We start from the raw sequence: 25,054 nt of genomic DNA, 5'->3' as shown, positions 1-25,054 counted from the left end.
CGCGCCTACTTGACGACCGCGGCAGCGAGCTTGGAGAGCGGCTCGGCCAGGGCGTTCACCGCGTCGGACAGCTCCTTGCGCTGCTCCTTGCCGACCTTGTCGTAGGAGACGAAGTCGTAGGAGTCCTTGGCCGGGCGGTACTTGTCCAGCAGCTTGTCCAGCGCCGCGAACTGCTTGTCCAGTTCACCGGCGAGCGCCGCGTCGTTCTTGGCGGCGACCGGCTTCAGCAGCTCGTACGCCTTCTGCGCGCCCTCGACGTTGCCCTTGAAGTCGACCAGGTCGGTGTGCGAGTAACGGTCCTCCTCGCCGGTGACCTTGCCGGTGGCGACCTCGTCCAGCAGCTCCTTGGCGCCGTTGGCCATCGAGGTGGGGGTGATCTCGGCCTTGCCGACCCGGCGCTGCCAGTCCTTGAGGTCGGTGACCAGTTCGGCGGCGAGCTTCTTGTCCTCGGCGCCGATCTTCTTGTCCTGCCAGAGGGACTTCTCCAGCCGGTGCCAGCCGGTCCACTTCTGGCCGTCCTCCAGGCCGTCGGCGCGGGTGTCGACCTTGGGGTCGATGTCGCCGAAGGACTCGGCCACCGGCTCGGTGCGCTCCCACCCGAGCCGCGAGGGCGCGTACGCCTTCTTCGCGGCGTCGAGGTCACCGGCCTGGACCGCCTTGGCGAAGGTCTCGGCGAGCGGGACCGTCTCGTCGGCCTGGTCCTGGGCGTACTGGCGGTACCCGGCGACCGCGCCGTCCAGCGCGGGGTTCCGCTTCGCGGACGTGCCGGAGCCGGTCACCTCGAGCTTCTGCCGGACGCCGTGGCCCTTCATGCCGGGACGGCAGGCGATCTCGTACGAGCCCGCCTTCACCTCGGCGGTCAGCGTGTACTTGGTGCCCGGCCCGATGTTCTCCTTCTCGGAGACGATCCGGTCGTCGGGGAAGACGATCTCGACCTCGGTGGCGCGCGAGCCCTTGTTCTCGATGTTCAGGGTGACCTGGCCGGCCGGCACGGACTTGGCGGAGGTGTCGCACTTGGTGTCGGCGGCGGTGACCTGGATCGCGTCGCCGGCCTTGGCGTCGCTCTTGGCGGTGCACGCCGACAGGGCGGTCAGCGCGGCAGCCGCGGTGGCGGCGATCGCGATCGGACGGACGGCTCGCATACGGGCTCCAGGCGGTCGGGGCAGCGCGAATCCGCCCACGCGATTCGGTGAGGCTTGCCTAACTTACCCGAGCCTTAGTCGGGCGTACCACGGCCGGTGCGGGATTGCGACCGCACGAAAAGATCACAGACACGGCTTGATCTCGACAGCGCAAAGGGGGCGTCAAGGGGGCGCAAAGGGCACCCCAAGTGCCCGGCGATGCTTCAATGCACCGGTGACTGACTACGACGTACTCCGGGTCTTCTGCGGCCCCTCGGGCGGCTACGGGAACGAGCTGGGCGTCGTCCGCGAGGGCTCGCTGATGCCCGACCGGGACGACCGGCAGGCGCTCGCCGCCAAACTCGGCTTCAGCGAGACCGTGTTCGTGGACGACCCCGAGCGCGGAGTGATCGACATCTACACCCCCACTTCCCGGCTGCCTTTCGCGGGCTACCCCTGCGTCGGCGCCGCCTGGCTGCTCGACGTACCCGAACTGGTCACGCCCGCCGGGGAGGTCGGCACCCGGCTGGACGGCGAGTTCACCTGGATCGAGGCCCGCGCCGAGTGGGCCCCGCCGCGCACCCTGCGCCAGTACGCGAGCGCCGCCGAGGTCGACGCGCTGGAGGTGCCCCCGCCCGGTGAGTGGATCTACGCCTGGGCCTGGGAGGACGAGGCGGCAGGACGGGTGCGCGCCCGCGCCTTCCCCGGCCGGGGCGACAGCATCGACGAGGACGAGGCGACCGGCGCCGCCGCGCTGCTGCTCACCGACCGCCTCGGCCGGGCCCTCAACATCACCCAGGGCCGCGGCTCCCAGCTCCTCACCGCCCCCCAGCCGCACGGCTGGGTGGAGGTCGGTGGCCGGGTCGTGCTGGAGCGCTAGCTAGGGCAGCGTGAGGATGTCCGCGCCGGTGTCCGTCACCACGAGGGTGTGCTCGAACTGGGCCGTGCGTTTGCGGTCCTTGGTGACCACGGTCCAGCCGTCGTCCCACATGTCGTACTCGTGGGTGCCGAGGGTCAGCATCGGCTCGATGGTGAAGGTCATGCCGGGCTGGATGACCGTGGTGGCGTGCGGGGAGTCGTAGTGCGGCACGATCAGCCCGGAGTGGAACGACGAGTTGATGCCGTGGCCGGTGAAGTCCCGCACGACGCCGTAGCCGAAGCGCTTGGCGTAGGACTCGATGACCCGGCCGATGATGTTGATCTGCCGGCCCGGCTTGACCGCCTTGATCGCCCGGTTCAGTGCCTCGCGGGTGCGCTCGACCAGCAGCCGCGACTCCTCGTCCACCTCGCCGACGAGGTAGGTGGCGTTGTTGTCGCCGTGCACCCCGCCGATGTACGCGGTGACGTCCAGGTTGACGATGTCGCCGTCCCTGAGCACCGTCGAGTCCGGGATGCCGTGACAGATGACCTCGTTGACCGAGGTGCACAGGGACTTGGGGAAGCCCCGGTAACCCAGTGTCGACGGGTAGGCCCCGTAGTCGCACATGTAGTCGTGCGCGACCTTGTCGAGCTGGTCGGTGGTGACACCGGGGGCGATGATCTTCGCCGCCTCGGCCATCGCCCGCGCGGCGATCCGGCCGGCGGTCCGCATCGCCTCGATCGTCTCGGGCGTCTGCACCTCCGGACCGGTGTACGGTGCGGGCGCGGGCTTTCCGACGTACTCGGGGCGGCGGATGTTTCCGGGCACCGGGCGGGTGGGGGAGAGCTCCCCTGGTACGAGCAGCGACTGGCCAGACATGCCAGCGAGTCTAACCAGCGGCGCATGAGGGAACATGAGGGTGGCGAGAGGAGCCGTTGATGTCCGTGTTCAAGAAGCGCACCCAGGGCAAGCCGGGTGAGTGGTACTACTGCCTGGAGCACAAGAAGGTCGAGGAGGGCCCCGACTGTCCCGGCAAGGACCGTTTCGGTCCCTACGCCTCCCCGGACGAGGCGCGCCACGCGATGGAGACAGCCCGCGAGCGCAACGCCGACTGGGAGACCGACCCGCGCTGGCACGACACCCCGGCCGACGAGTCCGAGAAGGACTGACGCAGCACTCTCAGACGCGACATCGGGCCGCCTCCACCGCTGGTGGGGGCGGCTTCGCGTTCTTACGGACCTTTTCACCAGCTCTTTCTCACCAGGGCGCCGCAGGGGGCGCCGTCAGCGTCTCGGCCAGCCGGGACAGCCGGTCTCTCAGGCCCCGGCGCGCCCTGGGCGGCCCCGCGTTCTCCCCGGCCGCCGCGCTGACCAGGTGCTGCACGCTGTCCAGGTCCAGCTCGGCGCCCTCCGGCACCGCCAGCGTCTCGTGGGCCATCACCGCCAGCTCGCCTCCGCCCGCCCCGAGCGCCAGCACCGTCACCCCGGCCCGCCGGGCGCTGTGCACCCGCTCCAGCAGCTCGGCCGGCTCCTGAGGTGCCACCACCAGCAGGGTCTCGCCGCGCCGGGCCTCCGCGATCCGGCCGGGGCCCACCGCCAGATGCGCCGGGTCACCGGGACGGGCGTGGTGCCGGACCAGGGTGGGGGCCAGCTCGGGCGTGCCGGACCAGGCGGCCTCGTCCACCAGGTGCGCGGCCAGGTGCCAGGGCTCGTACTCCTCGGTGCCCGCCAGCAGCAGGCCGCCGCCGTGGGCCGTCACCGAGGCGCGCAGCACCCCCGCGAACCGCCGGGTGGCGCCCAACCACTCGGTCCCGGCGAGCACTTCGCGCAGCAGCGCGACCCGTACGGCGTCCATGCGGCCGCATCCTGCCGCAACCGGTCACTCCCGCACCGCAGTTCACACGCGGTTCACCCCTGCGGGTGCCCCCGGACACGGCCCACCCTCGCCGGGTACGGGCGCCGGGGCGGACGTAGAGTCGGCCCATGACCTCCAGCGACAGCGCACAGCAGAGCGGTACCGGTTCCGCGAAGGCCCCCGCGAAGGCCCCCGCCAAGGACCCCTGGGACCTGCCCGACGTCTCCGGCCTGACCGTCGGCGTGATCGGCGGCACCGGGCCGCAGGGCAAGGGGCTGGCCTACCGGCTCGCCAAGGCCGGGCAGAAGGTGATCGTCGGCTCGCGGTCCGCCGACCGCGCGCACGCGGCCGCCGAGGAGCTGGGCCACGGCGTCGAGGGCGCCGACAACGCCGAGACCGCCCGCCGCAGCGACGTCGTGATCGTCGCCGTGCCGTGGGACGGCCACGCCGACACCCTGAAGTCGCTCCGCGAGGACCTCGCGGGCAAGCTCGTCGTGGACTGCGTCAACCCGCTCGGCTTCGACAAGCAGGGCGCCTACGCGCTCACCGTCGAGGAGGGCAGCGCCGCCCAGCAGGCCGAGGCGCTGCTCCCGGACTCCCGTGTCACCGCCGCCTTCCACCACCTCTCCGCCGTCCTCCTGGAGGACCCGGAGATCGACGAGATCGACACCGATGTGATGGTCCTCGGTGACAAGCGGGCCGACACCGACATCGTGCAGGCCCTGGCCGGCCGCATCCCCGGCATGCGGGGCGTCTTCGCCGGGCGGCTGCGCAACGCCCATCAGGTGGAGGGGCTCGTCGCCAACCTGATCTCCACCAACCGCCGCTACAAGGCGCACGCCGGGCTCCGCGTCACCGACGTGTGACGCACCCGGGCAGGACGCACGGGCCCGATGGGGGACACTGGTCGGCGTAGCAGTGTCCCCCGACAGGAGCCGACCCCATGCCCCGCATCGCCCTCGTCACCCTCGCCGTCTGCGTGCTCGCCGTGGCCGCGGCCGTCGTGTCCTTCGTCCAGGGGAGCTGGCTGGGGATCATCTGGGTGCTGCTCGCGGGCCTGACGTCCAACATGACGTTCCTCGCCGTCCGGCGCGGCCGGGCCGCCAAGCCGGGCGCCGGCACCGGGTCCGTCACGGGCTGACCGAGCACCCCTGCGGGGTCTCGGTCCAGAAGCGGTACAGGTAGTAGCCGCAGTCCGAGGAGGCGCCGTCCACGCCCAGCGCGCTCAGCAGGGTGTAGATCACGTCGAAGAACACCCGGTTGACCGAGGGCACCCACAGCAGCGCGAACACGATCAGCAGACCGAACGGCGCGATCGGCTCCACCTGCCGCTTGATCCCGTTCGACAGCCAGGGCTCGATCACCCCGTAGCCGTCCAGGCCCGGCACCGGCAGGAAGTTCAGGAGCGCCGCCGTGACCTGGAGCAGCGCGAGGAACGCCAGCGCGTACCGGAAGTCGCGCGGGACGCCGTCCAGCGCGTGCAGCCAGAACGGCGCCGTGCACGCCGCCGCGAACAGCACGTTGGTCAGCGGACCGGCCGCCGAGATCAGGCTGTGCCGCCAGCGGCCCCTGATCCGGCCTCGCTCGATGAACACCGCGCCGCCCGGCAGACCGATCCCGCCCATGATCACGAACAGCACCGGCAGCACGACGCTGAGCAGGGCGTGCGTGTACTTCAGCGGGTTCAGCGTCAGATAGCCCTTGGCGCCGATCGAGATGTCCCCGCTGTGCAGGGCGGTACGGGCGTGCGCGTACTCGTGCAGGCACAGCGAGACGATCCACGCGGCCGTCACGAACAGGAACACCGCGAGCCCCGGCTGCGCCGCGAACCCCGTCCAGGTCGCCCAGCCCGTCACCGCCGCGACGGCCACGATTCCGGCGAACACGGGACTGATCCGGCGGTCGCCGGCGCGCGAGAGGGCGGTGGTCATGGGGCTCCTGCCTACGGTTGGGTGCTGGGGGTCGACCGTACCGGTGATGTGGCGGGAACGTCCCGGCCCCGCCGCCGGGTTCCGGGGCGCCCGCGGCGTCCGTGCCCGCGCCGGCTCGCGCGTCGGTTCGCGCCTCGGTTCGCGCGTCGGTTCGCGCCTCGGTGAAACCCGGAGGCGCCGGGGGTGCGTCCCCAGGGACAATGGACCCCGTGCGCTATCGGCTTCTCGGCACCACTCAGGCTCTCCGCCCGGACGGCACCACCGTCCCCGTCGGCGGGGCGCGGCTGCGTGCCCTGCTGACGGTGCTCGCGCTGCGCGCGGGGCGGACCGTACCGGCCGGGGTGCTGGTCGACGAGGTGTGGGGGGCCGACCCGCCCGCCGACGCGCCGGGCGCTCTCCAGGCGCTCGTCGGGCGGCTGCGCCGGGCCCTCGGGGCGGACGCGATCGCCTCCGTCGACGGCGGGTACCGGCTCACCGCCGCCCCGGACGACGTGGACCTCGCACGCTTCGACCGGCTCGTCGGCGACGGCCGCCGTGCCCTCGACGACGCCGACCCCGCCAAGGCCGCCGTCCTCCTCGACGACGCCCTCGCCCTGTGGCGCGGGCCCGTCCTCGCCGACCTGCCCGACCGCACCGCCGACGCCGCCCGCTGGGAGACCCGCCGGCTGGACGCGCTGTACGCCCGGCACACCGCCGCGCTCGCCCTCGGCCACGCCGAGTCCTCCCTGCCCGAGCTGGCCGCCCTGTGCGACGAACACCCCCTGGACGAGCCCCTCCAGGCCCTGCGGCTGCGCGCCCTGCGCGACACCGGCCGCACCGCGCAGGCGCTCGCCGCCTACGAGGACGTACGGCAGCTCCTGGCCGGCCGGCTGGGCTCCGACCCCGGCGCCGAGCTGCGCGCGCTGCACGCCGAGCTGCTGGCCGGCACCGGGCCCGAACCGGCACCGCCCGCCCCGGCCGAGCCCCGGCCCGCGCAGGGCAACCTGCCCGCCCGGCTGACCTCGTTCGTCGGCCGGGAGTCCGACATCGATGCCATCGGCGCCGACCTCTCCGGCTCCCGGCTGGTCACGCTGCTCGGGCCCGGCGGCGCGGGCAAGACCCGGCTCTCCATCGAGGCCGCCGAGGCGGTCCGGGACACCGCGCCCGACGGGGCCTGGCTCGCCGAACTCGCGCCCGTGGACGACCCCGACGCCGTACCGCAGGCCGTGCTCACCGCCATCGGCGCCCGCGAGACCGTGCTGCACGGCGCGGGCGTCGACAGTGTGCGCGCCGCCTCCGACCGCTGGGGCGACCCCGTCGAGCGGCTGGTGGAGCACTGCGGGCGGCGCCGGATGCTGATCATCCTGGACAACTGCGAGCACGTCGTGGACGCCGCGGCCCGGCTCACCGAGCGCCTGCTGGCCGACTGCCCGTACCTCACCGTCCTCGCCACCAGCCGCGAACCCCTCGGCGTACCGGGGGAGTTGCTCAGACCCGTCGAGCCGTTGCCCGAGCCGGTCGCGCTGCGGCTGCTCGGCCACCGCGGCGCGTCCGCCCGGCCCGGCTTCACGGTGGCCGACGACCCCGAGGCGTGCGCCGAGATCTGCCACCGCCTGGACGGCCTGCCGCTGGCCATCGAGCTGGCGGCCGCCCGGCTGCGCATGCTGACACCCCGTCAGATCGCGGACCGGCTCGACAACCGGTTCCGGCTGCTCACCTCCGGCAGCCGCACCGTCCTGCCCCGCCAGCAGACCCTGCGCGCGGTGGTCGACTGGTCCTGGGACCTGCTCGACGCCGACGAACGCGACGTCCTGGGCAAGCTGTCGGTGTTCGCGGGCGGCTGCGACCTCGCCGCCGCCGAGGCCGTCTGCGGGCCCGTCGCACTGGACGCGCTCGGCTCGCTGGTCGACAAGTCCCTGGTGGTGGCCGCCCCTTCGGCCGGTTCCGGCATGCGCTACCGGCTGCTGGAGACCGTCGCCGAGTACGCCGCCGAACGGCTGGACGAGAGCGGCGAGCGCGCCGCCGCCGAACGCGCCCACCTCACCTACTACCGCGAACTCGCCCGCACCACCGACCCGTTGCTGCGCGGCCCCCGCCAGCGCGAGGCGATCGACCGCATCCAGGTGGAGTACGAGAACCTGCGCACCGCCCTGCGGCACGCCGTCGCCCTGCGCGACGAGCAGGAGGGGCTGTGCATGGTGCTGTCCCTGCTCTGGTACTGGCAGATGCGCGACCAGCGCCTGGAGGTACGGGCCTGGTGCGAGGAGGTCATGGCGCTCGGCCCCGACCCGTTCGCGGACCCGGCCACGCCCGCCCAGCCGGTGTGGCGGCGCAGCACCGAGACCCCGCCCCCGCTCACCGGCGAGGACCTCGCCGAGGCCCGGCGGGGGCTGCACCTCGCCCATCTCGCCTGCATGGACACCGACATGGAGGCGTGGCAGAGCCCGGCGGCGCGGGACAAGCTGACCGTCGTCACCGAGGTCTACCGCCCCGGCCTGCCGCAGACCTGCCGCTCGCCCGGCATGCTCTGGTGGTTCGCGGAGATGCTCGTCAACGGCGTGGGACGGCTGCCCGCGATCACCGACGCCACCGTGGACACCTGCCGGGAGACCCCCGGCTACGAGTGGGAGCTGGCCGGCGCGCTCCAGACCCGCGCCAACCTCTTGGCCAACCGGGCTACTTGGGCGGGCGATGCCACCCGCGACGCGGACGAGGCGCTGGAGATCTACCGGCGCCTGGGCGACGACTGGGGGCTGGCCGAGGCGCTGTCCGCGCGCGGTGAGGCCCATGAGCGCAAGGGCATGTACCGCGAGGCCGCCGCCGACTACGAGGGCGCCATGGCGCACGCCGAACACCTCGGCGCCCGCGCCCAGATGGCCGTCCTGGGCGCCCGCCTCGGCAACGTGCTGATGGAGGCGGGGGACGAGGAGCGCGGCGAACGGCTGTTGCAGGAGGTCGTGCACGAACTGGACGGCCGGCACAGCGAGGCCATGCCGGTGGCCAGGCTGCACCTCGCCTCCTGGCTCCTGGTCACCGGGCGTACCGCCGAGGCGCGTGTCCAACTCACCTTGTTGCGCGAGGAGTTCGCACTCTCCCGGTTCATCGTCTTCGACACCATGATCCTGGCCCAGGAAGCCTGGCTGGACGCCGAGGAGGGGAACTTCGAGCGCGCGCTGGACGGCATCCGCCGGGCGCTGGGCCTGGCCGGCGACTCGCTGTGCGAGGTGGTCGTCCCGCAGATGCCGACCGTCTGCCTCACCGTCGCCGCGCTCGCCCTGGCCCTCGTCCCCGACGGCTCCCGCGCCCTGGACGCCGCCCGCTGCCTGGGCGCCTCGGCGGCCCTGATGCCGGAGGGACATCTGCGGCCGCAGGTGGAGCAGCGGGGGTACGACCGCGCGGAGGCCCGTATCCGTGAAGTGCTGGACGAGACGGCCTTCAGCGCCGCGTACGCCGAAGGCGGTGGCCTCTCCCTCGTGGAGGCCACCGCCCTGGTGTGAAACCGGTTCACAGGGAACCGGCGAACCGCACGTCGGTGAACGTCAGGTCTTGGTACGGAACTTGTGGATGGCGACCGGTGCCATCACCGCCGTGATCCCCACCGACCAGGCGACCGTGACCCACAGGTCGTGGGCGACCGGGCCGCCGACCATCAGACCGCGCGCCGCGTCCGCGAGCGTGGACAGCGGGTTGTAGTCGGTGAACGCCTGGAGCCAGCCGGGCATCGACTTGGTCGGCGCGAAGATGGACGAGCCGAACTGGAGCGGGAACAGCACCAGGAAGCCCATCGCCTGCACGGACTGCGCGCTCTTCATCACCACGCCCAGGGTGAGGAAGACCCACATGATCGAGGACGCGAACAGCGTGGCCAGGCCGACGGTGGCGAACAGCCCCGGCCAGCTCGTGATGTCGAAGCCGACCAGCACGGCGACGACCATCAGCACGGCCGTGGCGAACAGCATCCGGCCCAGCTCCACCGCGAGCTTGGCGAACAGCACCGAGCCCCGGCCGATCGGCAGCGAGCGGAACCGGTCCATGACCCCGCTGTTGAAGTCCTGGCTGAAGCCGGTGCCGACGCCCTGCGACATCGTCATGCTCATCATCGCCAGCATGCCGGGGATGACGTACTGCACGTACTGGTCCTGGCCGCCGCCGAGGGCCTGGCCGATGGAGCCGCCGAAGACGAACACGAACAGCAGGGTGAAGACGACGGGCATCAGCAGCGCGTCGAACATCGACTCCGGGTCCTGCTTGATCCACAGCAGGTTGCGGCGGACGAGGGCGCCGGTGTGCCGCAGGTGGCCGCGCAGGGTGATGCGGGAGTCCGCGAGCGGGACGGGCGGGACGGTCGTGGTGGCGCTCATACGGCGACCTCTTCGCGGGAATCGGCGGGCGTGGCGTCCTGCGGGGCACTGGCGCGGTGGCCGGTGAGCGAGAGGAACACCTCGTCCAGGCTGGGGAGTTCGGTGACGATGGAGGAAATGGTGATGCCGCGCGCGGTGACCGCGCCGACGACCGCGGTGAGCTGCTCGTCGCTGAGGATCGGCACCAGCAGGGTGCCGGTCTGGTGGTCCACGGTGGTGGTGGCCAGGCCGGTGATGCCCAGCTCGTCCAGCGTGGTGGCGAGCGGCTCCAACTGGAGCGGGTCGATGGGGCGTACGCGCAGGGTGCGGCCGCCGACCTTCGCCTTCAGCTCCTCGATCCGGCCGCCCGCGATGACCTTGCCCCGGTCCACCACGGTCAGCTCGGAGGCGAGCTGCTCGGCCTCCTCCATGTACTGGGTGGTGAGCAGCACGGTCACGCCCTCGCCGACCATCGCCTTCACCTCGTCCCAGACCTCGTTGCGGGTCCGGGGGTCGAGGCCGGTGGTCGGCTCGTCCAGGAACAGCACCTGCGGGCGGCCGATCATGGAGGCGGCCAGGTCCAGGCGCCGCCGCATGCCGCCGGAATAGGTGGAGGCGGGGCGCTTGGCCGCCTCGGTCAGGGAGAAGCGCTCCAGCAGCTCGTCCGCGCGGCGGCGGGCGTCCTTGCGGGACAGGTCCAGCAGCCGGCCGATCATGTACAGGTTCTCCCAGCCGGGCAGCTTCTCGTCCACCGAGGCGTACTGCCCGGTCAGCCCGATCACCCGGCGCAACTGCCGGGGCTGCCGCACCACGTCGTACCCGGCCACGACCGCCTCGCCGGCGTCCGGGGTGATCAGGGTCGACAGAATCCGCACCAGGGTGGTCTTGCCGGCGCCGTTCGGCCCCAGCACCCCCATCACGGTCCCCTCCCGGACCTCCAGGTCCACCCCGTCCAGCGCCTTGGTCTCGCCGTAGTGCTTGACCATCCCCCGCACGGACACGGCGGAACGGCCGCCGCCGGGGTTCTCATCGATTCGCGTCATGGAGAGGACTGTGCCAGGCGGCACCGACAATCCGCCGACAGACGGCCGACGGGGCCGCCGACATCCTGCCCCGCGGGGCGGGGAGGGTGTCAGGGGCCCCGTCGTGAGCCAGGATGACGGGATGGTCACGCTCACGACTCCCCGCTTGATCCTGCGTCGCTGGCGCGAGGAAGACATCGCTCCCATGGCCGCCGTGCATGCCGACCCCGTGGTCATGCGGTGGATCCGTGACGGCGGCACCCGTGACGAGGAGCAGACCCGCCGCGGGATCCGGGCCTGGGAGAGCGAGTGGGAGTCGGAGGGCTTCGGTCTGTTCGCCGTGGAGATCCGGTCCACCGGCGAGCTGGCCGGGTTCACCGGCCTTTCGGTGCCCCGCTTCCTGCCGGAGGTCCTGCCGGCGGTCGAGGTCGGCTGGCGGCTGGGACGTGCCCACTGGGGGCAGGGCCTCGCCACCGAGGCCGCTACGGCCGCAGTGCGGTTCGGGTTCGAGGAGCGAGGGCTGGAACGGCTCGTCAGCATCGCTCAAGTGGGCAACGACGCCTCTGAGCGGATCATGGCCAAACTGGGGATGCGGCCGGTCCGGGAGACCGTCCATCCCACCTGCGGTCGGCGGGTGCGGGTGTTCGAGTTGCTGTCGGACCAGTACGTCGCGACCACGCGATGACGGCCGTTCTCCGTCAGGATCACGAGATGTCGAGCGGCAGATCCCGGTGGAAGACGGCCATGGCCAGGCCGGGGCCGTTGTAGTCGTCGACGACCTTCGCAGCGAAGCCGAGGCTGCGATGGAAGGCGATCGAACCGATGTTCTCGATCGATGTGATCGCCTTCAACCGCTGTGCACCATGGCGTTCTGCCGCTTCGGCGAACGCCGTGTAGAGACGACGCCCGAGACCGGTGCCACGGACGTCGGCCCGGGTGGCGACCAGATGCACGTACCCGGTGCCGTCCGGCGTGACGAACCCGAAGACGTACCCACGGATTCCGTCCTCGGCACGGGCGACCAGGCAGGTGGAACCGAACTCCTGCACCAGCGCCAGGAGATGCAGCGACCGGAGATCGCGTTCGCCCCAGTAACGGGCGTGATCCGTCAGGACCTGGTGGAAGTCGGCCACCCCGGCTGGTGCGATGTGTATGTCCATGACAGCGATGATGGCAGGCACCTCCAGCGGTGAGGGGCCGCCAGGGGCAGGCGGAGCGCGCCCCTGCACACCGGTCCCTCCGCGGCTCGCGGCGGCGCCCTCGACCGACCTGCCGGGCGCCGGCCGCGCCCGAACACGTCACGACGCTCGGACGGGTGTGGTTCGCTGCTGGGGTGACTCAGGACCTGGAGATCGTCGCCTTCGAATCCGTCGAGGCGTTCGAGGCATGGCTCGGCGAGAACCACGCCGTCTCGCCCGGCATCTGGCTCAGGCTGCGCAAGAAGGGCGCCGGAATCGTCGCGCTGGACTACCCCCAGGCGCTCGACGCGGCCCTCTGCTACGGCTGGATCGACGGGCAGAAGGCCAAGTTGGACGACCAGTGGTGGCTCCAGCGGTTCACCCCGCGCACGCCGCGCAGCAGGTGGTCCAAGGTCAACAGGGAGAAGGTGGCCGCCCTGATCGCGCAGGGCCGGATGCGGCCGCCGGGACAGGCCGAGATCGACCGCGCCAAGGCGGACGGCCGCTGGGAGGCGGCCTACGACGGCGCGAGGACCGCGACGGTGCCGGACGACCTGGCAGCGGCCCTGACCGCCGACCCGGCCGCGGCGGAGTCCTTCGAGAACCTGGACCGCCAGAACCGCTACGCCATCCTGTACCGCGTCCAGGACGCCAAGAAGCCCGAGACCCGGGCCCGCCGGATCGAGAAGTTCGTGGCGATGCTGGCGAGGGGCGAGAAGCCGCACCCGTAGCCGAGCGCCACTGCTCGCTTGCCCGAACCATGGGGTACGTCAGACCGAGCACCTTCCCCCAGGGTGCCCACGTGATGGAGACCGTGGCGTTCGATGTCGGCGAGACGCTCGTCCGCGACGACCGGTACTGGGCGTCCTGGGCCGACTGGCTCGGCGTGCCGCGCGCTCGTCGGAGCAGTGGTCGCCCAGGGGCGGGACAACGCGGATGCCCCGCGCCTCCTCCGTCCCGGCATCGACCTGGCGGCCGAGTACGCCGCGCGCGAGGCGACCGGCCTCGGCGAGCACCTCGATGAGACGGCAGACCGCCCGCGCCGGCGAACTGCGCTCGGGCACCTCCACGCGAGTACCGTTCGGTTCGGATCGACCGGACTGGAGTAAAAGTGGACGCACTTGCCCGTGCCGGTGTAGGTGAACGGATCGCCTGTACGCAAGAGGCCCCGTTCAGCCCCTGCGGGAAGGGATGAACGGGGCCTCAGGCCGTCAGTGGGCGGAAGTCAGCGGTGTACCTGCTCCGCGGGCTCCGGTACGTGAGCGGCGACGAGCCGGCCCGTAGGCGCGGACGCCCGGCGTCGGTCCACCCCGTACGTGACGCCCGCGACCCCCAGGCCGAGGACGGCCAGTACCGCCCCCGCCAGCGCGGGCGACGTCGCGCCGAAGCCCGCCGCCAGGGCGAGGCCGCCGATCCACGCGCCGCCGGCGTTCGCCAGGTTGAAGGCGGCCTGGTTGGCGGAGGAGGCGAGGGAGGGGGCCGCGGCGGCCTTCTCCATGACCATGAGCTGGAGCGGCGAGCCGGTGACGAACGCGGCCATGCCGAGCAGGGCCACCCCCAGCGCCGCGCTCCACTCGGCCCGCATCAGCACCGGGAAGAGCGCGAGGACGACGCCGAGCGCCGCGAGCCCGCCGAACAGCGTGCCCCGCATCGCATGGTCGGCCAGGCGTCCGCCCAGCAGGTTGCCCGCGGTCGCGCCGACGCCGAACAGCGCCAGCAGCAGCGTCACGCTGGCCGGGGCGAACCCGGCGGAGTCGGTCAGCATCGGGGTGACGTAGCTGTACGCGGCGAACAGCGCGCCGAAGCCCGCGACCGTCGTACCGAGCGCCAGCCAGACCGGCAGGGACTTCAGCGCGGCCAGCTCGTGACGCAGCCCGCCCGCGGTGGCGTGGGTGTGGTCGCGCGGGATGAGCAGGGCGAGCGCGGCTATCGCGGCCAGGCCGATGGCGCTGACCCCGAGGAAGGTGGCCCGCCAGCCCATGTGCTGGCCCATGAGGGTCGCCACGGGCACACCCGCGACGTTGGCGACGGTCAGCCCCAGGAACATCAGGGAGACCGAGCGTGCCTTGCGCTCCGGCGCGACCATGCCGGTGGCGACGACGGCGCCGACGCCGAAGAAGGCGCCGTGCGGCAGGCCGCTCAGGAAGCGGGCGGCGAGCAGGGACTCGTAACCGGGGGCGAACGCGGAGAGCGCGTTGCCCGCGACGAACACGGCCATCAGGCCGATCAGCACCGTGCGGCGGGACATCCGGGCGGTGACCGCGGCCAGCAGCGGAGCGCCGATGACCACGCCCAGCGCGTACGCCGAGACCAGGTGTCCGGCGGTCGGGATGGATATGTGCAGGTCGTCCGCGACGTCGGGCAGCAGGCCCATCATCACGAACTCGGTGGTACCGATGCCGAAGGCGCCCACGGCAAGGGCGAGCAGGGCCAGGGGCATGAGGGGACCTCTCAGAGCGGAAGTGCCGTACAGGGATGGGATCGCCTATGTTCCCGTACGGAACAAAGTCTCTCAGGTCCAGTATTCCCCTGGGTTACGAGGGCATGTCGAGCTTGACACGAGCCGCCACCGGGAGATGGTCGCTGTTGGTGCGCGGCAGGGTCCAGGAACTCTCCGGCTCGACGCCCTTGACCATGATCTGGTCGATCCGCGCCATCGGGAACGCGGCCGGCCAACTGAACCCGAAGCCGCTGCCCGCCGCGCCCTGCGTGGAGCGGAGCTGGGAGGTCACGGCGTTGAGCGAGCGGTCGTTCATCGTGCCGTTCAGATCGCCGAGCAGCACGACCCGGGTGAGGGTCTCGTCCGCGATGGCCTCGCCCAGCGCGTCGGCGCTCTTGTCGCGCTGGCGGGCGGTGAACCCGGCCTCCAGCTTGACCCGTACCGACGGCAGGTGGGCGACGTACACCGCGACCAGCCCGTCCGGCGTGGAGACCGTGGCGCGCATCGCCCGCTTCCAGCCGAGCTTGATGTCGACCGGCTCGACCTGGCTCATCGGGTACTTGCTCCACAGCCCGACCGTGCCCACCACCGAGTGGTAGGGGTACGTGGCCTTGAGCGCGGCCGAGTACACCGGCACGGCGGAGGCGGGCAGCTCCTCCAGGGCGACCATGTCGGCACCGGAGGCGGAGACGTCGCGGGCCGTGGCGGCCGGGTCCGGGTTGTCGGCGTTCACGTTGTGGGTGGCCACGACCAGGTCGCCGCCGGTGCCCGACTTGTCGGAGAGCAGCAGCCCGCCGAACAGGTTCAGCCAGACGATCGCCGGGAGCAGCACCGCGATCAGCGCGGTGGCGGAGCGGCGGACGACACCGAGCACCAGCAGTACCAGGATGGCCAGCCCCAGCCAGGGCAGGAAGGTCTCGATCAGGCTGCCCAGGTTGCCGAGCCGGTTCGGGATGCGCGAGTGGACCAGCATCACCAGCGCCAGCAGCAGCGCGAACGCGGCGGTGACCAGCCCCCGGCGCCAGACGCCCCGGTCGCCGCGCCAGCCGCCGAACAGACGGTGCGCCAGGCGCCGAAGCCGGGACACTGGTCGCTCGGGCCCCGAGCCGCCGTTGTCCGTCTCCGTCATGTACGCCTGCTGCGCCATACCGTGCCTCACTGCCTGCCGTGCACTCCGTCATCCCCCCGTGTGTGTGTACGACCCTAGGGGATACCGGGCTCCGTTCCGCCGTCCCATGACGGCCGTTCGGAAGTCGAGGACGTGCGAGGCGGCGCCGGCAGTTCCGAGAAGGCCCTCCACACGGGGTTTCTGTGACGAAACCCGCACATCCGGGCTACGGCGCCGGGGGCCTGACGGGCCGTAGGCCGGCGAGCAACGTGTCGACGATCTCCTCCGCGAGCCCCTCGGGGAGGTCGGCGTCGGGGCGCAGCACGGTGCGTACGAGCATGGCGCCGACGAACATGTCGTTGGCCAGCTCCACGTCGACGTCGGTGCGCAGTTCCCCGTCGCGCTGGCCCCGGCGCAGCACGTCCAGGGCGGCGGCGCGCCGGGGCGCTATGACGCCCGCCTCGTACGCGGCCCAGATGCGGGGGCTGCACTTCGCCTGGACGTAGACGTTGTGCATGATCGCCGAGGACCGGCTGACCAGCCCCCGGCGGCGCAGGGTCTCCAGCAGGACGACGAGGTCGTCGCGCATGGAGGTGCCGGGCAGTTCCGGGTCGGGGGGCTCGGCGGCACGCATGACATCGACGAACAGTTCCTCCTTGCCGCTCCACCGGCGGTAGATCGTGGCCTTGCCGACCCCCGCCGTGCGGGCGACCCGCTCGATCGAGAGGTCGGCCAGCGGTACGCCGTCCTCCAGGAGCTTCATCACGCCCTCGATGATGGCGCGCTCCACGGCCTCGCTGCGGGGCCTGCCCCGGGCGGGGGCGGGCTGCGCGGGCCGGTCTGCGGCAAGGCTCACGTCTGTGTCGTCCTCTCGGTGTGCTGCGGAGGATTCTCCCGCAGCGGCAGCCTCCGGGTGACTCAGTCGCCGGTACCGATCAGCTCCGGCTCGCGCTCGCCGGCCTGGGCGGCCGGATTCCTGCCCGGCAGGAACACGGCCACGACGACCGCGCCGATCAGCGCCACGCCCGTACCCCACAGGGCGGTGACGTGCATGGCGTGCAGGAAGGCGTCGTAGGCGGGCGTGACCAGCGCCTGGCCGCGCGGGCCGAGCTTCTCCGCGATGCCGAGGGTGGCCTCGATGGACTCGCCCGCGGTGTCGCGCAGGCCGGGCGGGAGCGCGCCCAGCTTGCCCTCGATGCCGCCCCGGTAGGAGGTGGCGAGCACCGAGCCGAGTACGGCGATGCCGAGGGCGCCGCCGACCTGGCGGAAGGTGTTGCTGAGCGCGGAGGCGGAGCCGGCCTTCTCGCGGGGCAGGGCCTGCATGATGACGACCGAGGTCGGGGTCATGATGTGCGCCATGCCGGTGCCCATGAGGAAGAAGACGACCTCCAGCAGCCAGATGGGCGTGTCGGCCTCGAAGCCGGCGAACGCGGCCAGGGTGGCGGCGATCAGCAGCATGCCCGCCGTGGTGGTGGCCCGGTTGCCGAACCGGTCGACCAGCAGCCGGGCGCGCGGCGCGAAGATCATCTGGGCGGCGGCCAGCGGCAGCATCAGCAGGCCGGACTCCAGCGGCGAGTAGCCGCGCACGCTCTGGGTGTAGAAGACGCCGAAGAACGTGACGCCCATCAGCGCGAAGAAAACGAGCGCGATGGCGGCCATGGCGGCCGAGAAGACCTTGTCGCGGAAGTAGGTCACGTCCAGCGAGGGGTGGTCGCTGCGCTTCTCGTGGACCACGAAGCCGATCAGGACGACCACACCGGCGATGATCGTGGCCAGCACCTTGGCGTCGGTGAAGTCGGCCAGCTCGCCGCCCTTGATGATGCCGTAGACCAGCAGGACCAGGCCGAGGACGGAGAGCACCACGCCGACGGGGTCCAGGCGGCCGGGCCTGGGGTCGCGGGAGTCCGGGACGAGCCAGACCATCAGGGCGAGGGCGATCAGCACGATGGGCACGTTGATCAGGAAGACCGAGCCCCACCAGAAGTGGTCCAGCAGCGCGCCGCCGGTGATCGGGCCGATGGCGATGGCGAGGCCGACCCCGCCCGCCCAGATGCCGATGGCCTTGGGTTGCTCGGAGCGCTCGAAGACGTTCATCAGTACGGCCAGGGTGGCGGGCATGACGAACGCGGCACCGAGGGCCATCACCGCGCGGTAGGTGATCAACTGGCCCGGCGAGCCGGACTCGGCGGCGAGCGCCGAGCCGATGCCGAACACCACCAGCCCGCCCAGCAGCACCTTCTTGCGGCCGAGCCGGTCACCGATGAGCCCGGCGGTGAAGAGCAGGCCCGCGAAGACGAGGGTGTACGAGTTGATCGCCCACTCGATCTCGCTCTGCGTGGCGCCCAGACCGGTGGGCGCCGGGGTGGCGATGGTCTTGATGGCGACGTTCAGGATCGAGTTGTCGAGCACCACGATGAGCAGGCTCAGCATCAGCACGCCGAGGATCGCCCAGCGGCGCCGGTGCACGGCTTCCGGTATCCGGGGGGCAGGGGAGGTTGTCATGTGCCCGATCGTATTCTCATTTCAATACGGCACCGTCTCGTATCTGAATTCCTTTGCCGAGGTATTGCGCGGCGGGGCACCCGGTGTGGGGGTCCCCTGGCCACGTCCGGCACGAAGTGCCACCATGGAGACGATCCGGGGACGCCGAAAGGGCGCCTCGAGATGAACTGAAGGAGCCGTTGCCATGACGCAGCTCTCGGCTGCCCAGACGAAGCCCTCCGACGGCAGGACGCTGTACGGAGGAAAGGGCACCCGCCGCATCACGGTCCGCGACATCGCCCTCGCCAAGGAGCGGGGCGAGAAGTGGCCCATGCTCACCGCCTACGACTCGATGACCGCCTCCGTCTTCGACGAGTCCGGCATCCCGGTCCTCCTCGTGGGCGACTCGGCGGGCAACTGCCACCTCGGCTACGAGACGACCGTGCCGGTCACGCTCGACGAGATGGCCATGCTCTCCGCCGCCGTCGTACGGGGCACCAGCCGTGCCCTGATCGTCGGCGACCTCCCCTTCGGCTCCTACCAGGAGGGCCCGGTGCAGGCGCTGCGCTCGGCGACCCGGCTGGTCAAGGAGGCCGGGGTGGGCGCGGTCAAGCTGGAGGGCGGCGAGCGGTCGCACGAACAGATCCGGCTGCTGGTCGAGTCCGGCATCCCGGTGATGGCCCACATCGGCCTCACCCCGCAGTCCGTCAACGCCATGGGCTACCGGGTCCAGGGGCGCGGCGAGGAGGCGGCCCAGCAGCTCCTCCGCGACGCGAAGGCGGTGCAGGACGCGGGCGCGTTCGCCGTCGTACTGGAGCTGGTCCCGGCGGAACTCGCCGCCGAGGTCACCCGCGTCCTCCACATCCCGACGGTCGGCATCGGCGCGGGCCCGGACACCGACGCCCAGGTCCTCGTCTGGACCGACATGCTCGGCCTGACCTCGGGCCGCGTCCCGAAGTTCGTCAAGAAGTACGCGGCGCTCCGCGAGGTCATGGGCGACGCGGCCAAGTCCTTCGCGGAGGACGTCGTCGGCGGAACGTTCCCCCTCGACGAACACTCCGTCCACTAGCCACTGCCGCACCACCACGAGCAGCCCGCCGATCTTCCCCCTGTCGGCGGGCTGCTCGCCTTTCGCGTCCGAAGGTCCGGGCCCAGCCGGAGAGGCCATGGCCCAGCACCTCGGGCGCCCTCGCGCGGGCGCCGAACTCCCGGAACGGGTCCGCAAGGAGCTGTCTCCGACCCGCCGCGGCCGGCCGGCCGGACGTCGGCCGTCCGGCCGTCGTGTGGTGGGACACAGGCCCACGAGCGGTCTGTGAGCCCGTAGGACCAGACCGGCCTTGCCCGTCCCGCTTCCCGCCCGACAACTGCCGGTCCAGGCGGTCTCAGCGGGCCCGCAGTACGTCCGCCCGGCGCCCCACGGTCGCGGACAGCGTCGACGCCAGCAGGAACGCCACCGCGGCGATCACCGCGGACGCGTGCAGCCCGCCGATCATGCCCCCCGTCGAGCCGAGGAGCGTGCCGAAGAGGGCGACACCGAGGGCGCAGCCCACCTGGCGGGAGACGTTGAAGACTGCCGACGCCACGCCGGCCTTGTCCACGGGGCTCGCCTCCATGATCGCGACGGTGGCGGCGACGACGGTGACGGGCGTGGCCAGGCCGGTGGCCATGAGCGCGAAGAGCAGTACGGGGTAAGGCGTGTCGGGGCCGGCCGCCAGCCAGCCCAGGAAACCGGCGCTCCCGAGCAGCAGCGCGCCGGCCATGGGCAGGTAGGGGCCGCTGCGGGCGGTCAGCCGGCTCGACAGCGGCGCGGCCAGGAAGCCCATGCAGACCGACGGCAGCAGGGCGAGTCCCGTTGCCAGCGGGCTGAGGTGACGTTCCTGCTGGAAGTACAGCGTGGCGACGAAGAGCAGCCCGTAGTAGCCGAAGCTGAGCAGCAGGCCGATGATGTTCGTCGCGGTGAGCCGGATCTCACGGAAGAGCGACAGCGGCAGCAGCGGGCGTACGCCCTCCGGTCGCAGGGCGGCGCCCTTCTCCAGGCGCAGTTCGAGGGCGACGAAGCCGGCCAGGGCCACCAAACCTCCCGCGAACAGCGTCAGCACCTCCGGCGACGACCACCCCGCGCTGCCCGCCTCGTTGAGGCCGCCGGCCACCCCGAGCAGCCCGACCACGCCGAGCAGCAGCCCGGCCGGGTCCATCCGGCCGGGCTTGGCCCGAGGGGCGGGAGCCGGTACATGACGCAGGGTCAGCAGCACCGCCACCCCGGCCACGGGCAGGTTGACCCAGAACACCGAACGCCAGTCGAAGCCCGAGACCAGCAGACCACCGACCGCGGGTCCGCCGCCGAAGGCGACCGCCGAGACGAGCCCCCAGTAGCCGACCGCCCGGGCACGCTGGGCCCTGTCCGGATAGGCGGCCTGCAGCAGGGCGAACGAGGCGGGAACCAGGAGCGCGGCTCCGGCACCCTGAGCCAGCCGGGCCGCGATGAGCACCTGCGCCGAGGGCGCCACCCCGCAGCCGACCGAGGCGGCCGCGAAGACTCCCAGGCCCGCGAGGAAGAGTGTGCGGTGTCCGAAGCGGTCACCGAGTCCGCCGCCGAGCAGCAGCAGCCCGGCGAAGAACGCGCTGTAGCCGTCGACGATCCACTGCATGTCCGACGGACCGGCGTGCAGCGAGTCCTGGATGGAGGGCACGGCCACGTTCACGACCGTGACGTCGAGCATCACCAGGAAGTAACCGAGGCTCAGTGCGATGAGCGGCGGCAACGAGAGACGCGGCGGGGCGGCGGCCGCCGGCGCGGGCGAGACGGAGGGATCGGTGAAGGTCATGCGAACGAGTCTCGGGCCGCAAAACTTCGTCACCCGTCGAAGTGTCCTCCAACTAGGCTCGCCGTATGGCCAGGACGACGACCGGTCGTGACCGGGACCGAGTGCACCACCAGCCCGACATCGCACGGGCCGCCACGCTGATCGCCGACCCGTCCCGCGCCCGGATGCTGAAGGCGCTCAGCGACGGCCGCGCACTGCCCGCCGGCTTGCTCGCCGCCGAGGCGGGCGTGAGCGCCGCGACGGCAAGTGCCCATCTGGGCAAGCTCGTCGAGGCGCGCATGGTCAGCGTGGAGAGCGCGGGCCGGTGCCGCTACTACCGTCTGGCCGACCCCGAGATCAGCCTCGCCCTGGAGGCGCTGGCCGTCATCGCGCCGCCCCTCCCGCTCACCTCACTGCGGGAGAGCAGCACCGCCGGAGCCCTGCGCCGTTCCCGCACGTGCTACGACCATCTCGCCGGCCGGCTGGGCGTGGCCCTGCTGGAGTCCCTGCTCGAGGGAGGTCTGCTCGCCGGGCACGACGGCACCCACCGCCCCGACAAGGCGGTGCGCGACGGCGCGAGCGGCTACGGACGCGATGTCGACTACCGGCTCACCGGGACCGGCCGGCGGGCGCTGGCCCGGTTCGGCGTCGACCTGACCCGGCTGCCGCCGCGCCGCCCCCTGATCCGCTACTGCGTGGACTGGAGCGAGCAGCGCCACCACCTCGCCGGGGCGGTGGGCGCGGCGCTGACCGCCCGGCTGTTCGAACTGCGCTGGCTGCGCCACGGCTCCAGCCCCCGGGTCGTCCATCTGACCGAGGCCGGCGCCGACGGCCTGGCCGGCACCTTCGGGCTGCGGCCGGTGGACTGACCGCCCGCTGTGCTCGCACGGAGGGCCGGCTTCCCCTCTCAGAGCACGACGCGGTAATGCGTGGTCAGACGCCGGTCGTCGTCCAGGACGTGGAAGGCGATGCCGGGCGGCTGGTCCCGGTCCGCGAGGTCGTCGCCCTCCCAGGGCATCCTCAGGGTCCAGGTGACCGCGGGGCCGACGATCAGCGGACGGCCCGCGAACGTCGAGGCGGCTGCCGTGTGGGCGTGCCCGGTCAGGACGGCGACGACCTGGGGGTGCGCCTCCAGCAGGCCGGCCAGGTGTCCGGGCTGTTCCAGCCTGATGGAGTCGAGCAGCGGGTGGTGGAGTGCGGCCGGCGGGTGATGGAAGGCGACCAGCGCGGGGGTGTCCCGTGGCAGGCCGGCGAGAGTGGTGTCCAGCCAGCCCAGCGTCGCCACGTCGAGGCGTCCCTCGTCACGACCCGGAATGCTGGAGTCGCACATCAGCACGGCGGTCCCGGCGATGTGGTGCAGCCGGTTGACGGGGGCGTGTCCGGGCGCCTCGCCGAGCAGAGCCTTGCGGTAGGCCGAGCGCACGTCATGGTTTCCGGGAAGGGTGAGCACCGGGAAGGGGGCCGCCAGAATCCGGGCCGCCTCCTCGTACTCGGCCTCCTCGCCGTGATCGGCGATGTCCCCGGTGACCAGGACCGCGTCGACCGGCTGGGGCAGGGTCCGCAGGTGGTCCATGACGCGTTCGGCGCGCCGGGTGGCCCTCTCACTGCCGTCCAGGTGCAGATCACTGATCTGGGCGAGTAGCACCGTCATCTTCGTCCTCTCGTCGTGTGGGTGGCCGGGCGCGTCAAGGAGCGTGCGGCCGGCCGGTGTCCGCCTTCGACAAATGCGGAGCGGGGGCCTTATCGGATCTCCCCGTCGACGACGGGGAGGCGGACCGCCACCCGGGGCAGGAAGAAGCCCACCAGGGGCCCCATGCACAGGGCGACGAGCGCAGTCCCGGCCCCGAGGGTTCCGCCCATGAGCCAGCCGGCCCCGGCGACGGCGATGTCGATGCCGGTGCGTACCACGGCGATGGGCAGGCGGGTGAGTCGGACGAGTCCGGTCATGATTCCGTCGCGGGGGCCGGAGCCGAACTGCGCACCGAGGTAGAGCGCATCGAAGAAGGCCAGAGCGACGAGGCCGAGCACGAGGTACGCGATCTCGGTGAGTGCCCCCTGCGGGCGCGGGAGGACGGCCGCGGTGGCGTCCGCGGCGAAGCCGACGACGGCGACGTTGAGAACGGTGCCGAGGCCGGGCAGTTCTCGCAGCGGAATCCATGCCAGAAGTACCGACAGGGAGATGAGGTTCGTCGCCCAGCCGAACGAGACACCGAGAGTCGTGGCGGTGCCCTCGGTGAGCACGTTCCAGCTCGCTGCACCCAGCCCGGAGCGGACGAGCGTCATCACGGCGGCCCCGTATCCCACCAGGCCGACCAGAAGCTGGAGTACGCGACGTGTCGTGCGGCCCGCTCTGAATTGAGCGACCGCGTTCAACCGGGTCAGCACAGGCGGGTCATGATGCGCCTGGACAGGGACGTGTGCGGGGGAAGCAGGAGGTGCCATGCGGCAAGCCTGCGAGCGCCTGGACCTCGAATCCATAGCCAGATTGCCTATGCTGGCGGGGTGAAAGTAAGTGCGCACGCGGTGGCACGCATGCTCGGGACATGGCAAGAGGGGCCTGGGCCGGCGCATCAACGCCTCTCCGACCGGCTGCGGCTCCTCGTCCTGGACGGACGTCTCCCTCTCGGGTCGGTCCTGCCGGGCGAGCGTGACCTGGCCACCACGCTCTCCACCAGCAGAACCACTGTCAGCGCCGCCTACCGCACTCTGGTCGATCAGAGATACGTCGCCACACGGGCACGAGCCAGGGCGACGGTGCGGCTGCCCGATGACCGCTCTCCCGAGCGCGGCGGCACCGCGGGCTCGGCGGCCATCGACTTGTCCTTCGCCGCTCCGCCCGCGCCCGTCGAGATCCTCCACACCGCGTTCGCGACCGCGCTCGAACGATTGCCACGGCACTTCGAGCGGCACGGCTACGACCGGTACGGCATCGCGGAGCTGCGTGAAGCGGTGGCCGGCTGGTATCAGCGGCGCTCCCTGCCCACGGCCCCCGATCACATCCTGATCACCAATGGCGCGCAGCACGCGCTCGCCCTTCTCGCGCGTACCCTGCTGTCCCCGCGCGACAGGGTTCTGATCGACCATCCGACCTATCCGCATGCGATCAGCACGTTCACCGAGGCTCGTGCCCGGCTCCTGGCGGTCGCGGTGTCGCCTTCGGGCTGGGACACGGCACAGCTCCAGGAAGCGGCCCGCAGCGCGCATCTGGCCTATCTGATACCGGACTTCCACAATCCGACAGGGCTGTGCATGCCCACGAGCGTCCGCGCCGGGCTCAGGCTCGCCTGTCCCACGGTCATCGACGAGACCATGACCGACCTGGCCCTGGAGGGAGCGAGCCCGGAACCCTTCGCGCTGCACATGCCGACCGCGATCAGCATCGGCTCCGTCTCCAAGAGCATCTGGGGCGGCCTGCGCATCGGCTGGATCCGGGCGGCCCCGTCTCTCCTCGAACGCGTCCAGCAGACCCGGCGGGCAACGGACCTCGGCACCCCTGTCGTCGAACAGCTCGCCACGGCTGTCCTCCTGAACGAGCACCAGACCCGGCGCCCAGGCACACTCCGACAACTGCGTTCGCAACGCGACGCGCTGTGCGAAGCACTCACCGAGAACCTGCCAGAGGTCCAGGCCCTTCGCCCCGTCGGCGGTGTCACGCTGTGGGCGACATTCCCCGAGCCCATCAGCTCGCGGCTGGCAGCAATCGCGCCGGACCACGGAGTGACCATCGCGGCCGGACCACGCTTCGGAATCGGCGGCGCGTTCGAACGCAACCTCCGGCTGCCCTACACCCTCCCGCCCGGCCAACTGACCGAGGCGATCGACAGACTGGCACTGGCCCGGCGAGCACTTGCCCGAGGCGCCATCGGCACGCACACCCCCGCACCTGTCGCGTGAGCGCCGACAACACGGCACGTCCACACACCCGAGTACGCTGCTC

General features: G+C 72.0%; 24 protein-coding genes and 1 pseudogene. 11 read left to right on the top strand and 14 right to left on the bottom strand.

The genetic code is table 11. The features are described 5' to 3' along the window. Nucleotides 1-5: 5 nt before the first annotated feature. A complete protein-coding gene (gene efeO / locus ACZ3HQ_RS24390; RefSeq protein ID WP_467514007.1) occupies nt 6-1,142 on the bottom strand; it encodes an iron uptake system protein EfeO in 1,137 nt (378 codons plus the stop codon). Nucleotides 1,143-1,356: 214 nt separating this feature from the next. Here efeO and ACZ3HQ_RS24385 point away from each other — a divergent pair, with 214 nt between their 5' ends. Beyond that, a complete protein-coding gene (locus tag ACZ3HQ_RS24385) occupies nt 1,357-2,001 on the top strand; it encodes a PhzF family phenazine biosynthesis protein (RefSeq protein ID WP_467514006.1) in 645 nt (214 codons plus the stop codon). Here the strand turns inward: ACZ3HQ_RS24385 and map are convergent, their stop codons facing one another. After that, a complete protein-coding gene (map, locus tag ACZ3HQ_RS24380; RefSeq protein ID WP_467514005.1) occupies nt 2,002-2,859 on the bottom strand; it encodes a type I methionyl aminopeptidase in 858 nt (285 codons plus the stop codon). A 59-nt stretch (nt 2,860-2,918) separates the two neighbouring features. Here map and ACZ3HQ_RS24375 point away from each other — a divergent pair, with 59 nt between their 5' ends. Beyond that, entirely contained in the window at nt 2,919-3,149 is a 231-nt protein-coding gene (locus ACZ3HQ_RS24375) for a hypothetical protein (RefSeq protein ID WP_467514003.1), read from the top strand. A gap of 88 nt (nt 3,150-3,237) precedes the next feature. Here the strand turns inward: ACZ3HQ_RS24375 and ACZ3HQ_RS24370 are convergent, their stop codons facing one another. After that, on the bottom strand, nt 3,238-3,834 hold the full coding sequence (locus ACZ3HQ_RS24370; protein ID WP_467514001.1) for a hypothetical protein: 597 nt from the start codon (nt 3,832-3,834) through the stop codon (nt 3,238-3,240). Nucleotides 3,835-3,962: 128 nt separating this feature from the next. Between ACZ3HQ_RS24370 and npdG the strand changes: the two genes are divergently transcribed. Then, nucleotides 3,963-4,700 carry an NADPH-dependent F420 reductase gene (gene npdG / locus ACZ3HQ_RS24365; RefSeq protein ID WP_467514000.1) on the top strand — a complete coding sequence of 246 codons (738 nt, stop codon included), beginning with the start codon at nt 3,963-3,965 and terminating at the stop codon, nt 4,698-4,700. 77 nt (nt 4,701-4,777) lie between these two features. Further along, on the top strand, nt 4,778-4,975 hold the full coding sequence (locus ACZ3HQ_RS24360; RefSeq protein ID WP_467513998.1) for a hypothetical protein: 198 nt from the start codon (nt 4,778-4,780) through the stop codon (nt 4,973-4,975). Here ACZ3HQ_RS24360 and ACZ3HQ_RS24355 read toward each other — a convergent pair. Then, nucleotides 4,965-5,765: a site-2 protease family protein gene (locus tag ACZ3HQ_RS24355; protein ID WP_467513997.1), complete on the bottom strand. Its 801-nt coding sequence runs from the start codon at nt 5,763-5,765 to the stop codon at nt 4,965-4,967. The two genes, ACZ3HQ_RS24360 and ACZ3HQ_RS24355, sit on opposite strands and share 11 nt — an antisense overlap. A gap of 200 nt (nt 5,766-5,965) precedes the next feature. On the opposite strand from ACZ3HQ_RS24355, the gene ACZ3HQ_RS24350 reads away from it, so the two are divergent. Next, nucleotides 5,966-9,241, top strand: a complete 3,276-nt coding sequence (locus ACZ3HQ_RS24350) for an AfsR/SARP family transcriptional regulator (RefSeq protein ID WP_467513995.1) — start codon at nt 5,966-5,968, stop codon at nt 9,239-9,241. A gap of 42 nt (nt 9,242-9,283) precedes the next feature. Here the strand turns inward: ACZ3HQ_RS24350 and ACZ3HQ_RS24345 are convergent, their stop codons facing one another. Continuing rightward, nucleotides 9,284-10,105 carry an ABC transporter permease gene (locus ACZ3HQ_RS24345; protein WP_467513994.1) on the bottom strand — a complete coding sequence of 274 codons (822 nt, stop codon included), beginning with the start codon at nt 10,103-10,105 and terminating at the stop codon, nt 9,284-9,286. Beyond that, nucleotides 10,102-11,127, bottom strand: coding sequence for an ATP-binding cassette domain-containing protein (locus ACZ3HQ_RS24340; protein ID WP_161191957.1), 1,026 nt, complete (start codon nt 11,125-11,127; stop codon nt 10,102-10,104). The genes ACZ3HQ_RS24345 and ACZ3HQ_RS24340 overlap by 4 nt, the downstream gene beginning before the upstream one ends. Nucleotides 11,128-11,248: 121 nt before the next feature. Here ACZ3HQ_RS24340 and ACZ3HQ_RS24335 point away from each other — a divergent pair, with 121 nt between their 5' ends. Further along, a complete protein-coding gene (locus tag ACZ3HQ_RS24335; RefSeq protein WP_467514186.1) occupies nt 11,249-11,791 on the top strand; it encodes a GNAT family N-acetyltransferase in 543 nt (180 codons plus the stop codon). A 19-nt stretch (nt 11,792-11,810) separates the two neighbouring features. Here the strand turns inward: ACZ3HQ_RS24335 and ACZ3HQ_RS24330 are convergent, their stop codons facing one another. Beyond that, the gene (locus ACZ3HQ_RS24330) at nt 11,811-12,266 is read right to left on the bottom strand and encodes a GNAT family N-acetyltransferase (RefSeq protein ID WP_467513992.1); all 456 of its coding nucleotides are present in this window, start codon (nt 12,264-12,266) and stop codon (nt 11,811-11,813) included. Between the two features lie 173 nt (nt 12,267-12,439). Here ACZ3HQ_RS24330 and ACZ3HQ_RS24325 point away from each other — a divergent pair, with 173 nt between their 5' ends. Both ACZ3HQ_RS24325 and ACZ3HQ_RS24320 read left to right on the top strand, forming a co-directional pair. Further along, nucleotides 12,440-13,015, top strand: coding sequence for a YdeI/OmpD-associated family protein (locus ACZ3HQ_RS24325; protein WP_467513990.1), 576 nt, complete (start codon nt 12,440-12,442; stop codon nt 13,013-13,015). Between the two features lie 74 nt (nt 13,016-13,089). Next, a pseudogene (locus ACZ3HQ_RS24320) lies at nt 13,090-13,369 on the top strand (HAD family hydrolase); the annotation flags it as partial. 140 nt (nt 13,370-13,509) lie between these two features. Here ACZ3HQ_RS24320 and ACZ3HQ_RS24315 read toward each other — a convergent pair. From ACZ3HQ_RS24315 to ACZ3HQ_RS24300, 4 genes are all read right to left on the bottom strand, one after another. Then, nucleotides 13,510-14,724: an MFS transporter gene (locus tag ACZ3HQ_RS24315; RefSeq protein WP_467513987.1), complete on the bottom strand. Its 1,215-nt coding sequence runs from the start codon at nt 14,722-14,724 to the stop codon at nt 13,510-13,512. 94 nt (nt 14,725-14,818) lie between these two features. After that, nucleotides 14,819-15,871 (bottom strand): endonuclease/exonuclease/phosphatase family protein, encoded by a 1,053-nt coding sequence (locus tag ACZ3HQ_RS24310; RefSeq protein ID WP_467513986.1) that lies wholly within the window; start codon nt 15,869-15,871, stop codon nt 14,819-14,821. Nucleotides 15,872-16,058: 187 nt separating this feature from the next. Then, the gene (locus tag ACZ3HQ_RS24305; RefSeq protein ID WP_467513983.1) at nt 16,059-16,688 is read right to left on the bottom strand and encodes a TetR/AcrR family transcriptional regulator; all 630 of its coding nucleotides are present in this window, start codon (nt 16,686-16,688) and stop codon (nt 16,059-16,061) included. Between the two features lie 62 nt (nt 16,689-16,750). Beyond that, nucleotides 16,751-18,334, bottom strand: a complete 1,584-nt coding sequence (locus ACZ3HQ_RS24300) for an MFS transporter (protein WP_467513982.1) — start codon at nt 18,332-18,334, stop codon at nt 16,751-16,753. 184 nt (nt 18,335-18,518) lie between these two features. Here ACZ3HQ_RS24300 and panB point away from each other — a divergent pair, with 184 nt between their 5' ends. Beyond that, the gene (gene panB / locus ACZ3HQ_RS24295; protein WP_467513980.1) at nt 18,519-19,382 is read left to right on the top strand and encodes a 3-methyl-2-oxobutanoate hydroxymethyltransferase; all 864 of its coding nucleotides are present in this window, start codon (nt 18,519-18,521) and stop codon (nt 19,380-19,382) included. 313 nt (nt 19,383-19,695) lie between these two features. On the opposite strand, the gene ACZ3HQ_RS24290 is transcribed toward panB, so the two are convergent. After that, nucleotides 19,696-21,138: an MFS transporter gene (locus tag ACZ3HQ_RS24290; RefSeq protein WP_467513979.1), complete on the bottom strand. Its 1,443-nt coding sequence runs from the start codon at nt 21,136-21,138 to the stop codon at nt 19,696-19,698. 65 nt (nt 21,139-21,203) lie between these two features. Here ACZ3HQ_RS24290 and ACZ3HQ_RS24285 point away from each other — a divergent pair, with 65 nt between their 5' ends. Then, a complete protein-coding gene (locus tag ACZ3HQ_RS24285) occupies nt 21,204-21,986 on the top strand; it encodes an ArsR/SmtB family transcription factor (protein WP_467513977.1) in 783 nt (260 codons plus the stop codon). Nucleotides 21,987-22,024: 38 nt separating this feature from the next. Here the strand turns inward: ACZ3HQ_RS24285 and ACZ3HQ_RS24280 are convergent, their stop codons facing one another. Beyond that, the gene (locus tag ACZ3HQ_RS24280; RefSeq protein WP_467513976.1) at nt 22,025-22,768 is read right to left on the bottom strand and encodes a metallophosphoesterase; all 744 of its coding nucleotides are present in this window, start codon (nt 22,766-22,768) and stop codon (nt 22,025-22,027) included. An 89-nt stretch (nt 22,769-22,857) separates the two neighbouring features. Beyond that, nucleotides 22,858-23,502, bottom strand: a complete 645-nt coding sequence (gene yczE, locus ACZ3HQ_RS24275; protein ID WP_467513974.1) for a membrane protein YczE — start codon at nt 23,500-23,502, stop codon at nt 22,858-22,860. Between the two features lie 117 nt (nt 23,503-23,619). Between yczE and yczR the strand changes: the two genes are divergently transcribed. Then, complete coding sequence (yczR, locus tag ACZ3HQ_RS24270) at nt 23,620-25,011, top strand: MocR-like transcription factor YczR (RefSeq protein WP_467513973.1); 1,392 nt, start codon at nt 23,620-23,622, stop codon at nt 25,009-25,011. Nucleotides 25,012-25,054 lie beyond the last annotated feature (43 nt).

The organism is Streptomyces sp. NPDC018263, from assembly GCF_055562575.1.
The sequence above is the reverse complement of the archived record's forward strand: the minus strand, read 5'-3'. Positions and strand labels throughout refer to the sequence as shown.